Source organism: Clostridium sp. Ade.TY (genome assembly GCF_000498355.1).
GTDB lineage: Bacteria > Bacillota > Clostridia > Clostridiales > Clostridiaceae > Clostridium.
In genome coordinates this window covers 107525-121316 of sequence record NZ_AVSV01000002.1, presented here as the reverse complement: position 1 = coordinate 121316, position 13792 = coordinate 107525, and the positions used below count along the sequence as shown (strand labels likewise).

Annotated in this window: 12 protein-coding genes and 1 riboswitch; of the genes, 11 read left to right on the top strand and 1 reads right to left on the bottom strand. The window is 24.7% G+C overall.

The window, feature by feature from the left end:
• Positions 1–12: 12 nt before the first annotated feature.
• The 10 genes from O212_RS0100570 (at position 13) to O212_RS0100525 (ending at position 10746) form a co-directional block, all read left to right on the top strand.
• A complete protein-coding gene (locus tag O212_RS0100570) occupies positions 13–1170 on the top strand; it encodes a hypothetical protein (protein ID WP_024613231.1) in 1158 nt (385 codons plus the stop codon).
• Positions 1171–1299: 129 nt separating this feature from the next.
• Complete coding sequence (locus tag O212_RS0100565; protein ID WP_024613230.1) at positions 1300–2151, top strand: DegV family protein; 852 nt, start codon at positions 1300–1302, stop codon at positions 2149–2151.
• A 229-nt stretch (positions 2152–2380) separates the two neighbouring features.
• Complete coding sequence (locus tag O212_RS0100560; RefSeq protein ID WP_029699064.1) at positions 2381–3184, top strand: putative ABC transporter permease; 804 nt, start codon at positions 2381–2383, stop codon at positions 3182–3184.
• Positions 3185–3248: 64 nt separating this feature from the next.
• Entirely contained in the window at positions 3249–4028 is a 780-nt protein-coding gene (locus tag O212_RS0100555) for a putative ABC transporter permease (protein ID WP_242829541.1), read from the top strand.
• A gap of 115 nt (positions 4029–4143) precedes the next feature.
• Positions 4144–4800, top strand: a complete 657-nt coding sequence (trmB, locus tag O212_RS0100550; RefSeq protein ID WP_024613227.1) for a tRNA (guanosine(46)-N7)-methyltransferase TrmB — start codon at positions 4144–4146, stop codon at positions 4798–4800.
• Between the two features lie 147 nt (positions 4801–4947).
• Positions 4948–6681, top strand: coding sequence for a diguanylate cyclase (locus tag O212_RS0100545; protein WP_024613226.1), 1734 nt, complete (start codon positions 4948–4950; stop codon positions 6679–6681).
• A gap of 85 nt (positions 6682–6766) precedes the next feature.
• A riboswitch (Lysine riboswitch) is annotated at positions 6767–6941 on the top strand.
• Positions 6942–7047: 106 nt separating this feature from the next.
• Complete coding sequence (locus O212_RS0100540) at positions 7048–8526, top strand: amino acid permease (RefSeq protein ID WP_024613225.1); 1479 nt, start codon at positions 7048–7050, stop codon at positions 8524–8526.
• 126 nt (positions 8527–8652) lie between these two features.
• Positions 8653–9369, top strand: a complete 717-nt coding sequence (gene deoD / locus O212_RS0100535; RefSeq protein ID WP_024613224.1) for a purine-nucleoside phosphorylase — start codon at positions 8653–8655, stop codon at positions 9367–9369.
• Positions 9370–9481: 112 nt separating this feature from the next.
• Entirely contained in the window at positions 9482–10009 is a 528-nt protein-coding gene (locus O212_RS0100530; RefSeq protein WP_024613223.1) for a hypothetical protein, read from the top strand.
• Positions 10010–10302: 293 nt separating this feature from the next.
• On the top strand, positions 10303–10746 hold the full coding sequence (locus O212_RS0100525; RefSeq protein WP_029699063.1) for a hypothetical protein: 444 nt from the start codon (positions 10303–10305) through the stop codon (positions 10744–10746).
• 76 nt (positions 10747–10822) lie between these two features.
• Here the strand turns inward: O212_RS0100525 and O212_RS0100520 are convergent, their stop codons facing one another.
• On the bottom strand, positions 10823–12529 hold the full coding sequence (locus O212_RS0100520; protein ID WP_024613222.1) for an FUSC family protein: 1707 nt from the start codon (positions 12527–12529) through the stop codon (positions 10823–10825).
• Positions 12530–12654: 125 nt separating this feature from the next.
• On the opposite strand from O212_RS0100520, the gene O212_RS0100515 reads away from it, so the two are divergent.
• A complete protein-coding gene (locus tag O212_RS0100515) occupies positions 12655–13698 on the top strand; it encodes a hypothetical protein (protein WP_024613221.1) in 1044 nt (347 codons plus the stop codon).
• Positions 13699–13792 lie beyond the last annotated feature (94 nt).

The window sequence follows — 13792 nt, the reverse complement described above, 5'->3', positions numbered from 1 at the left end:
AGGGTGAACTTTATGAAAAAGCGTGGTTCAGCGTTGGTTGTAGTATTATTTACGTTAACAGCATTGCTTGTAGTAGGGTTAGCTGTATATTCGTATATAGTTAGTACAAGCAAAGCTAATAATGCTGAAAAAGAAAAAGAGTCTTTAGAAACGGCAGCTATGTCTGCACTAAATATTGGAGAATATTATTTAATAAATAAAGAAAAATATAAAAATATAGCATCTGGTGATAGTATAAATATAAATAAAAGTGATATAGAGAATTTATTAAATGATAATAATTTTAAGAATATAAAATACATAAAAGAAGATTATAGATTAAGTAGTAATTTATATAACTATAGCATAACATTAAAAAATAACGGTGATGGAAATTATAATGTAGAATCGAAAGTAAGTAACAATAATAGTGAAATAACTAAAGATAGTATTGTTAAAATAAAAATAAATAATGGTATTAGTATATTCAATGCATTGGACAATAATATGATTGGTATGTTTAATATATTAAATGGCTGTGATTTTTCAATATATGATAGTGATACTAAAATAAAAAATGCATCTTATAATTTTTATAATATGAAAGATTTAAATTCATTACCAAGCGAATTGGAAAATGCAGATAATTTAAATCCAAATAATAAAAAAATAAATAAATTAAAACTTAAACTTAAAAAAGGCGATATAAATATATATATGAAAACTATTAATAATTTTGATGGAGAAAGTATTTTAAGGTGCGATGAATACAATATACCTACAGATGAAAATATATTAAAGAATTATTCAGCAGTTTTAGTAAGTTTAAGTGATAATAAATATATGCTTATTTGTAATGGAAATGTAAATATAGAAGGAATAATGAGTTCTAGTTATAATGATAATTTATTTATTTATGCAGATGGAACGGTATCTCTAGATAATTGTTTTATTGGATATAAAGAAAATGGTTGGGGTGGAATTTTAGACTGGATTAGTAGTTGGGCAAATTCTTCAATAATTAAAGTTTTAGAATCTATTTTTGAAAAACATTATACTTATTATCCTAATAATATTACAATAGTTTCTGGAGATGGCATAAGTATATCAAATTCTTATTTAAATATTAAAGGAACTTTCTCAGATAGTAACGAACAAATTAAAAATATTTTAAAAAAATTAATAAAATAGGCTGATTTTTTTAATTAGCCTATTTTATTTTTATAAAATAAGACAAAATATAACAAATAAGAAGAAAAAATGTTGCTAAATTGTTAATAATATGATAATATTTTAAATAACAAAAGAGGAGGAATGGGATTGAGAAAGATTGCTTTAATAACAGATAGTAGTTCAGATTTAAATTTAGGTACTTTAAAAGAGTATGATATAAAAATGGTACCATTAAGAATTATATATAAGGAAAATGAATATTTAGATAAGATCACAATGACTCCAAAGGAGCTTTATAAAAGATTAAGGGAAGATGACGAAATACCAACAACATCTCTTCCAGATTTAAAAAATATAGAAGAAGTAATAGATGATTTAAAAAAATTAGGGGTTACAGATATAATAGTTGTAACTGTTTCAAGCAAATTATCAGGAACTTATAATAGCATAAGATTAGTAAGTGAAGAATATAGTGATATACAATTTCACTTTTTTGATACAAGAACATTAGGATATCCTCAAGGAGTTATAGCACTAGAAATTGCTAAAATGATAAAAGAAGACAAGCCTCTTGAAGAAATATTAGATTCTTTTGAGAGTATAAGAAAAAGAACACACGGTTTTATAACATTTCAAACATTAGAGTTTTTAACTAAGGGTGGAAGAATCGGAAAAGTTGCTGGAACCATAGGAGAAATGCTTCATTTAAAACCTATAGTATCTTCAAATGATGAGGGTGAATTATATAATTATTCAAAAGCAAGAGGAAGGAAAAAAGCTTTATCTAAAATGAAAGATATTTTAAATGAATATTTAGAAAAAGGAAAATGTAAAGTATGGGTATTATCAGCAGATGTAGATGAAGAAGCAATGAAATTTTTAGAGGATGTAAAAGATCATAAAAACATAACAAATATATCATTAGAAGAAATAGGAGCTGCAATGGGAATACATACAGGTCCTGGGGCATTAGGATTAGCTATATTAGAAGAAGTGTAAATTAGAGAGGCTGTTTGGCCTCTTTTTATTTTATAAAAACTTAATATTCATAAGTTATTAATAAATAAAGAAATATTTATATTTCTTATGATATTTTTAATAATTCATTTAAATGGATTTAATTAGTTTGAATTATAATAATAAAAAGTGTATATTTATAATAGATTGTTTAGATAAAATTTACATAGTTATTTTAAATATAACATATAGGAGGAGATTAGCTAAAGGTATGGTACATTTAATTTTATATTTTACTGTTTATAGTATATTAGGATGGATATGTGAATGTGTATATTGTGCTGCTATAGACAGGGTTTGGGTAAATAGGGGTTTTCTAAATGGGCCTGTCTGTCCTGTATATGGATTTGGAGCATTATTAGTTATTGGATTATTGAATAGATTTAGTTACAATATATTATTGTTATTTGTAATGGCTGTTATAATAACTACAGCTATTGAATATATAACAGCGGTTATTTTAGAAAATGCATTTGACTTGAAATGGTGGGATTACTCAAACTACAAGTTTAATTATAAAGGACGTATATGCGTTTTAAATTCAGTATTATTTGGTGTTTTGTCAGTATTTTTAGTAAAAGTATTGCATCCATTTATAATTTCAAAAATAAGTTTAATACCTGCAAAGTTTGCATTAATAGCAGCAGTTGTAATAATTATAATATTCATAATAGATATAATAGCAACAGTAACTTCATTAGTTGATATGAATGAAATGCTTAAAAAGATAACTCAAATGAATGTTGAACTTAAAGGGCTTGGAATTTCAATGGATAAATTAAATGATTTTGAATTTGATAAGGTTGTCAATTTACTTAAAAAGACTAGTGATATAAAAGGATTTAAAAGTAAGTTTGAAGACACTTATAATAACTTTAAAAAAATGCAATTAAGGTCAAGTACTCAAAATAGATTAATAAAAGCTTTTCCTAACATGAAATCAAAGCTTTATGGAGAGCAATTTAAAAAATTAAAAGATAGCATTATAGATTATTGGAATAAAAACCAAAATTAACAAATTATTAAATTAAAGTCATCTCTAAAAATTATATAATTATATATAGTTGGAGGTGACTTTTTTGAGAGAACTAATTCTTTATTTTACAATATATAGTTTTTTAGGCTGGTTAAGTGAAACTATATATTGTTTTATAATTGATAAAAAATTTACGTACAGGGGATTTCTTTATGGACCAGTATGTCCTATATATGGATTTGGAGCTATTATAGTATTAGCAGCACTTGATGGACTTAAGGATAATATCTTATTTGTATTTTTAGGTGGAATGATATTAGCATCTATATTAGAGTATATAACATCGTATGTATTAGAGAAGTTATTTCATATGAAATGGTGGGATTATTCAGAACATAAATTTAATATAAATGGTAGGGTATGTCTTTTAAATTCTACTTTGTTTGGGCTTCTTTCAGTATTTATTATAGAAATTTTACAACCATCTATAAAGGATATTCTTACATCACTTTCCTCAAGTTTAGTTTATTCATTATCAGGAATTATCACTATAATATTTATTGTTGACTTAACATTTACAGTAGCACATTTACTACATTTAAAAGAACATTTAGCACAAGTTAAGGATATTAAGCTTGAGTTAAATAAATTAGGGGTTAAATTTGAGCAATTTAGCGAATCAGAAATAAATAAATTAAAATCTGAAATTGAAAAGAGAAGAGCTAATAATGAATACAATAAATTATTAGAATTAAATAATAGAATAAAAGTGCTTAAGAGAGAGGCTAAGGTTAATAGAAGATTATTAAATGCATTTCCAAATAGTAAGCATTTAGATAGACACAAAGAATTAAATAATATTAAAAATCTTATCCAAAAATAAAATTAATAAAAATTAATTAGGGTGGACATATTGTTCTATCCTAATTTTTTGTTGTTAATAGCATTTAAACTATGTATAATAGGAATGAAACTTTATAAAGATGGAGTGAACATATATGAGAATGAGAAGAAAACCTTGGGCAAGACCTGAGCTTGAAGCATGCGATTTTTTTATAGTAGATACAAAAGAATTTAAAGGAAAATGGAATAAATCATTTAAAAAGGAGCAACCTTTATATTTAGAATTAGGATGTGGAAAAGGGACATTTATGGCTGTTCATGCATCAGAAAATCCTAATATAAATTATTTAGCTATAGATATAAAAGATGAAGTTTTAGTACTTGCTAAAAGAAATATAGAAGAAGCTTTTAAAGAAAAAGATAGAGAAATAGATAATGTCAAGCTTATGGCACAAGAAATAGCATTAATAAATGATATGCTTGGAGAAAATGATGAAGTTAATAGAATATATATAAATTTCTGTAATCCTTGGCCAAAAGAAAGACATAAGAAAAGAAGACTTACTCATACTAGACAGTTGGATAATTATAAAAAATTCCTTTCAGAGGATGGAGAGATTTGGTTTAAAACAGATGATGATGAATTATTTGAGGAATCTTTAGAGTACTTTAATGAAAGTGGATTTGAAATAAAGTATATAACTTATGATTTACATAATAGTGGATTTAAAGGAAATGTAGTGACTGAACATGAAGAAATGTTTACAAAAGAAGGAATAAAAACAAAGTTTTTAATAGCTACAAGAAATTAATAATAACTCCCGTTTTAGGGAGTTATTTTTATAAATTTATTCATGAAAAATATGTTAAAAAAGTAAAATATTTAATGCAAATTTGTATTATAATTAAATAAATAATATTTTTAATAAATTTATAGAAAGATAAATGGAGGAAATTTCGTGGATTCTACTGAGTTGTTTATAGAAAGTATGCCCTTTGCAGTTTGGAAAACTAATGAATATGGCATAATTGATATGGTTAATACTGAATTTTGTAAATTATTTAAAATAGAAAAAACTAATATTATAAATAAAGAAGAAAAAATAATGAAAGAATTTCTTAAAGAAAAAAGTATGGAAAACTTAAATATACAAAAATATTGTATTGATAAGAGAAATGTAATTGAATATATAGTTGAAGATAAAATTGTTGAAGTCTATAGGAGAGAAATAAAAAGAGATGGAGTAAAATCAACATTAGGAGTTGCAATTGATATTACAAGAAGAGTAGTTTGGGAAAGAGAAGTTTTAAGGCAAAAAAATATGTTGAATTCAATAATAAATGCAATTCCTGATAGTATTTTTTTTAAAGATAAAAATAGTAAATTTTTAGGCTGCAATAAAGTTTTTGAAAAAATTATTGGTAAAAAGGTAGAAGATATAATTGGTAAAGGAGAAGAGGGGTTACTTTATAGTAAAGAAGAGATTGAAGCGTTTTATAAAAAAGATAGAGAAGTTATGGAAAGTGGAAAAATTGATATAACAGAAACTAAATTTAATAAAAATAATAGAGTAACTATTTTGGAAGATATAAAAGCTCCTATATGGGATGAAAATGGAGAGGTTATGGGAGTTGTTGGGATATCAAGAGATATAACACATAGAAAGCTTTTAGAAGACAAGTTAACTATTTTAAGTTATAAGGATCAATTAACAGGACTTTATAATAGAACTTTTTTTGATAAGATAAAGGTTGAAAATAGTTTTAATGAGTTAAGTATAATTATGGGAGATCTTAATGGACTTAAGATAGTAAATGATTTATTAGGTCACTTTGAAGGAGATAAATTTTTAATTAGTATAGCAAATATTATTAATGATGTTATTTTAAATAAAGGTATTGCAATAAGATGGGGAGGAGATGAAATCATTATTATACTTCCTAATACCTCAGGTAAAGATGCTTTACATATAGCAGATGAAATAAATTTAAGATGTAAAGAAAAGAAAAATAGACCAGTTCCTCTTAGCATATCTTTAGGCGTAGCTAGCTTACAAAAGAATAATCAATCATTAGATGATTTAATTAAAGAAGCTGAGGATAAAGTATATAAGAAAAAATTGTTTTCTAATTTAACTATTAAAGGAGAAATATTAAAATCAATAAAAGAAAATTTAGATTGTAAGAAATACATAGATATTGAAGAAAATAAAAGAAAAATTATGATTACTAGAGAACTAGCAAGGCAATTAAATTTATCAGACGAAAAAATAAGAGATACAATGCTAGTTATGGAATTTCAAAACATTGGTATGGTTGGAATACCAGATGAGATTATATTAAAAAAAGAAAATAGAAAAGAAGAAATAGAGCTTTTAAATACACATTCTGAAAAAGGATATAGAATTGCGATGTTAGATAATAAAATAGCTCATATATCAGTTGGAATACTTACTCATCATGAAAGATGGGATGGAAATGGTTATCCTTTAGGATTAAAAGAGGAAGAGATTCCAATAGAATCTAGAATAGTACATTTAATAAACTATTATGAAAATTTGAGAAAGGAATACATTAATAAAGGATTAGAAAGTGATATTTTGGGAAAATTAAAAAATGAGTCTGGAAAAATGTTTGATCCATATATAGTTAAAGAATTTATTAAGTTGCTTAACAAAGGTTTAATAATGTAAATAAAATAATAACAAATAGAGATACTTATTGAAATGATAAAAAATATGATGCATAATAATCCATAATTAAACGTATAAAATTAAATTTTGAGGTAGAGGAGCAAATTTTAATAGTAATATTAATGAGGTAAGCACTATGACTTAATATGAAAGGAAAATTTGCCGAAGTGTATAATTTATGCTTTAAGATTATATGCTGGTTTTATGCAAAATATGTATAAGACTGTCACAAAAATATTTTGTGGAGGGCTATCATTCAAAGGCATAATTAGTTTAGTATAATTAATATTACAATGAACTTATTTACCCTGAGTGAAGTTTTCCTCAGGGTTTTTATTTTTATACTAAACTAAGGAGGAAATTGACATGAGTGAGACAGAAAATAATGAGCTAAAGAGAGGATTAAAAGCAAGGCATCTTAATATGATAGCATTAGGCGGTTCTATAGGAACAGGTATATTTCTTGCAATGGGTGACAGTATCCATGTAGCAGGTATTGGTGGATCTGTAGTAGCTTATGGTGTGATTGGAATAATGGTATATTTTCTAATAACTAGTTTAGGAGAAATGGCTACATATATGCCTGTTTCAGGTTCTTTTGGAGTATATGCTACAAGATTTGTAGATCCAGCATTAGGATTTGCTTTAGGTTGGAATTATTGGTATAACTGGGCAATAACTATAGCAACAGAAATGGTTGCTGGATCTCTTGTAATGAAATATTGGTTTCCAAATGTTCCCGGAGTAGTTTGGAGTATAATTTTCTTAGTATTGATTGTTGGATTAAATTTATTATCAGCAAAGGCCTATGGTGAATCAGAGTTTTGGTTTGCTAGTATAAAAGTTGTTACTGTAATTGTATTTATAGTAATTGGTGTGCTTATGATATTTGGAATAATGAAAGGTGATAGTGCTGGATTTAAAAATATATTTGCAAATGGTGGTCCTTTTGTAGGAGGATTCAAATCAATATTTTCAATATTTTTAATAGCTGGATTTTCATTTCAAGGAACTGAACTTATAGGTATTGCTGCTGGAGAATCAGAAAATCCAGAAAAAACAATACCGAAAGCAGTGCATACAATATTTTGGAGAATACTAATATTTTATATTGGAACTATACTTGTTATAGGATTAATAATTCCAGCAGCACAAGCTGGTGTAAGTACAAGTCCATTTACTATGGTTTTTGAAAAAGTTGGAATAGCAGGGGCTGCATCTTTAATGAATGCAGTAATATTAACATCTGTTTTATCAGCTGGTAATTCAGGAATGTATGCATCAAGTAGAATGCTATATTCAATGGCTAAAGATAAAATGGCACCAAAGATATTTTCAAAACTTAATAAAAGAGGTGTTCCGGTTAATGCTATTATTTTAACTACTATAGTAGCATCAGCATGTTTCTTAACAGGATTTTATGCAGAAAGTACAGTTTATGTTTGGCTTGTAGCAGCATCAGGTCTTGCTGGATTTATAGCATGGCTTGGGATAGCATTATGTCATTATAGATTTAGAAGAGCATATGTGAAACAAGGAAAAGATATAAATAAATTACCTTATAAAGCAAGTATGTTTCCAATTGGGCCTATAATAGCTTTAATTCTTTGTGCAGTTGTTGTTTTTGGTCAAGGATTTGCTTATATAAAACCTAATGGAATAGAATGGATGGGATTAATATCATCATATATAGGAATACCATTATTTTTAATTTTATGGATTACATATAAAGTTAAATATAAGACAAAGATAGTTAAATTAGAAGAGGTAGATTTAGAAAGTGATACAAAAAATTCTACTGAAATTATAGAAGAGAATGTTGATTTAGTTCTCGAAGAAAATTAAAAGTGTATTAATATTTTTTTAAATACTTTTTATCAAATAAAAAAATATGAAAAAAATAAGGAAAAGGTTTTCAAAAAATGCTATTATGTGTTATAATCTTTCTGTAAGCAAAAGGAGGAATGGATTATGACACAAAAAGTACCAACACCACATAATGGAGCAAGATTAGGAGATATAGCAGAAACAGTGCTTTTACCAGGGGATCCACTAAGAGCTAAATATATAGCAGAAACTTTCTTAGAAAACCCTGTTCAATATAATACAGTAAGAGGAATGCTTGGATATACAGGAACATATAAAGGTAAAAGAATATCAGTTCAAGGAACTGGAATGGGAATTCCTTCAATAGGAATTTATAGCTATGAATTAATACATTTTTATGGAGTTAAAAATCTTATAAGAATAGGTTCAGCTGGAGCTATAAATGAAGATTTAAAAACTCGTGATATAGTAGTTGGAATGGGATCATGTACTGATTCAAATTATGCAAGTCAATATAACTTACCAGGAACATTTGCACCAACTGCAAGTTATGAATTAGTTGAAAAAGCAGTAAATACTGCAAGAAACTTAAATATTGATGTTAAAGTAGGAAATATATTATCAAGTGATGTTTTCTATGGTGATGAAGGATTAGAAGGATTAAGAAGATGGCAAAAGATGGGCGTTCTAGCAGTAGAAATGGAATCAGCTGGTCTTTATATGAATGCAGCAAGAGCTGGAGTTAATGCATTATGTATATTAACTATATCAGATTGTCCATTTACTGGAGAAGTAACAACAGCAGAGGAAAGACAAACTTCATTCACAGAAATGATGAAAATAGCATTAGAATTAGCATAATTTAAATTATTTAATTAAAAGCTTATACCATTTGGTATAAGCTTTTTTGTATCACTTTTATATATAAAAAATATAATGTAATGAGAACTAATATTAGAAAGGCGAATTTTATATGAATCCATTATTAAATATGTTGTTTGGAATGGGAAATCCAATGGGTGGCATGGGAGGACCAATGGGCCCTATGGGTGGTTTTGGTGGTAATCCTTTTTTGAATATGCTATTTGGTGGAATGGGAGGTAATCCAATGGGTGGCGGACCTATGGGAATGAATCCTATGATGAATCAATTCGGAAATGGAATGCAACAAATGAGAAATGGAATGAATATGCAAGGTCAAAATCCATTAATGAGCATGTTAATGAATGGCATGGGTAATATGAATAATATGCCTAATATGAATAATATGGGAAATATGAGGAATATGAATAATCCAAATATGAGAAATAATATGAATAATAGAGGGAATTCAGGAAGAAATAACATGACAAATATGAATAATATGCCTAATATGAATTTTAATAATATAAGTGAAGATGATATTAGAAATATGATGGAAATGTTTATGAACAACATGAATAATTCTTCAAATAACACTAATATGAATAATAGGAATTCTAATAGAAGAAATGGAAGGTAATTTCATATAAAATTAGCTCTTTTAGCTTTAAAAGTAATGAGGGCTAATTTTAATATTTATATAAATTTATTTTTAAAATACACAAATATTTAAATAAAGAGATATTTGTTTATATTTTACCATTTAATGTTACATAATTTAAGTAACATTAAATAAAAATGTGATTCAAATCACATTTTTATATTTTAATAAGAGTAAAATATATAGTAAATTGAGGTAAACACTAAGGATTTAAAGTTAAATTAAGTAAATCTTTAGTACTTATCTTAGTATAGATAAGGGAGGTCGGTATCATGGTAGAATTTACAGATGTCGAAATTGAAAAAGTATTATCAGGAGAAGAAAACTTAAAAGACTTTCAAAGATTTTTAAAAGAATTTGGTATAGAAGATACATTTGAGGATGTAACTATTAAACATACTAAAGATAAATTAGAAATGTTATTAGCTATTGCAGAAGATGGAACAGATAAGGAGTTATCTAGCAAAAAGAAAGAATTAAAGAAGCTTTTAGATAATTTAAAGGGTGAAAAAGATAAAAAAGCTGCAATGAAGGCTTTAAGAGAAATTTATTCAGCTTATAGAGATTATGACTTAGATGAAAAAGAATTAGATAAAAAGTTAAAACATTCATTAAAAGAAGTTAAAAAGTATGAACGCTTTAAAAAACATGAAGAAAACATTGCAGAAAAGTGGATTAGAAACTTAAATAAAAAAGGTAATAAAATAGAAGAATAGATTTTAAAGGAGCATTTTTAAAAATGCTCCTTTTTTATGGAGATAGAGATGTCAGAGTAAAAATAGTGTGGTAATTTTATTTTGAAAATAAAAAATCATAACTATTTAAAATTATAACTTCATTTGTATAATCTATTAAGGTATTTATTTCTTTGTTTTTAAATTCAATATTTCTAATAAATAATTTATTTAAAGTTAGTGATGAAAGCAATACTATGTCTATAGTTATATTTATATTTTTATCTATAAAGGATTTTGATAAAAGATAATTATAATTTAAAAGCTTAGCCAATAGTTGTTTTATACCATCTTCGAGTTTGTAAGGGAATAAAAATTTATTTGCAAATAGAACGATTAAAATACCAGATAAAATAAAGATAATTCTATTTGTTGCTATTATATTAATATTTGTATTTAATGATGAAACACATATAGATGCAATAGCAGTAAAGGTAGATAATTTGTAGTATTCTTTAAAACCATATGTTAAATATAGTGAAATTATTAAAGTAATCAAAGTGACAATATTATTATTAAAAATAGTTAAAAAAATTATTATAAATGACATTCCTAAAAAATTTCCAATAAGTCTTTCTTTACCTTTAGATATTGTTTCTTCATAATAAGGTTGCATTACTGACATTATAGTAATAGATACCCATATAAACTTATAAATAGAGTAAATATTTCCAAGATATAAAGTGAAGGTTAAGCAAATTGATATTCTAATAGCAAAGTTAAAGCGTATTGATCCAAATTTGAAATTAGATTTTAAGTAAGATTTAAATTTATCTAGTTCAGATCTTTGTAATTCTTTATAAAGATAATTTTTTTCTTTTATATTTAACTCAAAAAGGCATTTTAAAGTTTTGGTCAATGAAATTAATAAAGCAAATAATTCAGAATAATAATTTTTATAAGAATATTTTAATATAAATTTATTTGTATTTATAATACAATCATTAAAAGATTGGTTGTTATCTATAGATTCTAAAAAACAGTTTAATAATAGTTTTAATTCTTTAAAAAAAAGCCTATCTTCTAAATTAATATTTTTATTATAATAATTTTTTAGTAATATATTAAATTTTCCAAGTATCAAATATATATCAAAAGAAAGCTTTCCAATATTAGTTGTTAAAAATTTTTTGTATCTTGTTTTGTAAATATTGTAGCTTAAATCTCTCATTTCCTTATTGAAGTTTGAATAAATATTATAGTCAAACTTATTTTTACTTAAATTATTTAATTGTTCGCTTAAAAGTGTAAAAGGTTGATAAATTAAATCTTTTATAATATTTTTTTTGAATATAAGTGAAGTAATTAATGAAAATGAAATAACTATAAATATACCTAAAAAAATAGTTAGAATTCTTATTAAATATTCATAGAATGAATTAATTGAAGAGGCTTGAGTAAAAACATATAACATCATAAATGGTTTATATATTTTGGGGTTATATCTAACAGTTAAAAAATATGCAATAAAAAATATTGAAGTGAAATTTATTATTATACCTATGTTTGGAAAAATAGAAGCTATTGTTGATATGGTTACTATTAAACTTAAGAAAAAGATTAGCTTTAAAAGTTTAACAATAGGTTTTATATTTAAATTTTCAAATGATAAGGCAATTGCAGTTAAAGTTATTGGAAATATTAACATAATATTATTTGTGCCAAGAATAATTGAGATAGAGAATAAGGTTAAGTTTGCAATAGAACCATACTTAAACATGGATTTTGTATTTAAATTTATTTTTGCAAATAAAGATTTAATCATAATAATTACCTCCATATTGATATAAAAATAGTATTTACAAGAGAAAAAATTATATTATGAAATTTTATTAACATAAGTAGAATATAGTTCATATAATAATATAAATTTAATAGGAGTAGAGGGGTATGATTAAAAAAAAGCAGGGATTAATAACATTCATAACTATAATATTAGTTTTAGTATTTAATGGATTTATTTATTTTTTCTATGGCTCCATAAATGATAAAATAAATGAAAATAATAATATAAAAAATGATATAAAGGTATTAAATGAATTAAAGGATGAAGTTGTAAGAATGGCTCATGCAGAAAAGTTATGGATAGCTACAGGGAAAAGTGATTACAAAAATAAGTTTGAGGAAGAATTAGAAAATGTAAATAATAAATTAGATACTTTATATGATACTGGAAAAATAGATGAGAATTCAAAAAATGAATTGAAAAATTCTGTAGAAAAATATAAAAAATTATCTTATGAATTAAGTCTAAATGAAAATAACTTTAAAATATCAAATGAACAAGAAAATGCTTTTTTAGAACTTAATAATCTTCAACTTGATATATTAAAAAATTCAACTAATTCAATAGCTGGAGTAGATGAAGCTTTAAAACAAAGTAATGACTTAATATTAAATAGTTCTGAAAGTCAAAAAAGTTTTTTGCAAATAATAAGTTGGGGAATAGGGATTATAGTATCTTCTATATCATATTTTTTTAATAAGAAAACACCAAAAGAACAAATTGACAGTACTGTAAAAGTTTTAGATTGCATTTTTGATAAAGAAGATGGTGAAAATAATGAAGAAACAAAGGATAAAGAAGTAAGTTTTAATAATCAAGTTATTAGTTTAGATAATTATAAAGATATAAATAATATTAAAACATTAGAGAAATGTACGGAAATTATTAATGAGTTAGATATAATATATAAACTTGCAATTAAGTATGAGAATGATTTAGAAGAAAGCAAAGTTACATTAGGTAAGATTGAGATAATAATTAAATATTTAAAAGATAAAATAGAAAATGAAGAATGTAAAAAAGAAGATGAAAAAAATTATATTAAAGATTTAGAATATGGTTTTAATAGATTAAATATATTATTTACTTCATTAGAATCCTACAATCTAATAATAAGAGAAAAAATAAATTTGATTAAAAAGGACTAAAACAAAGTCCTTTTTCGTATAATAACGAATTAAATTAAAATATTTAAAATCATAGTTCTACATGAAAACGTATTTTTAAACAATTTATAAAATT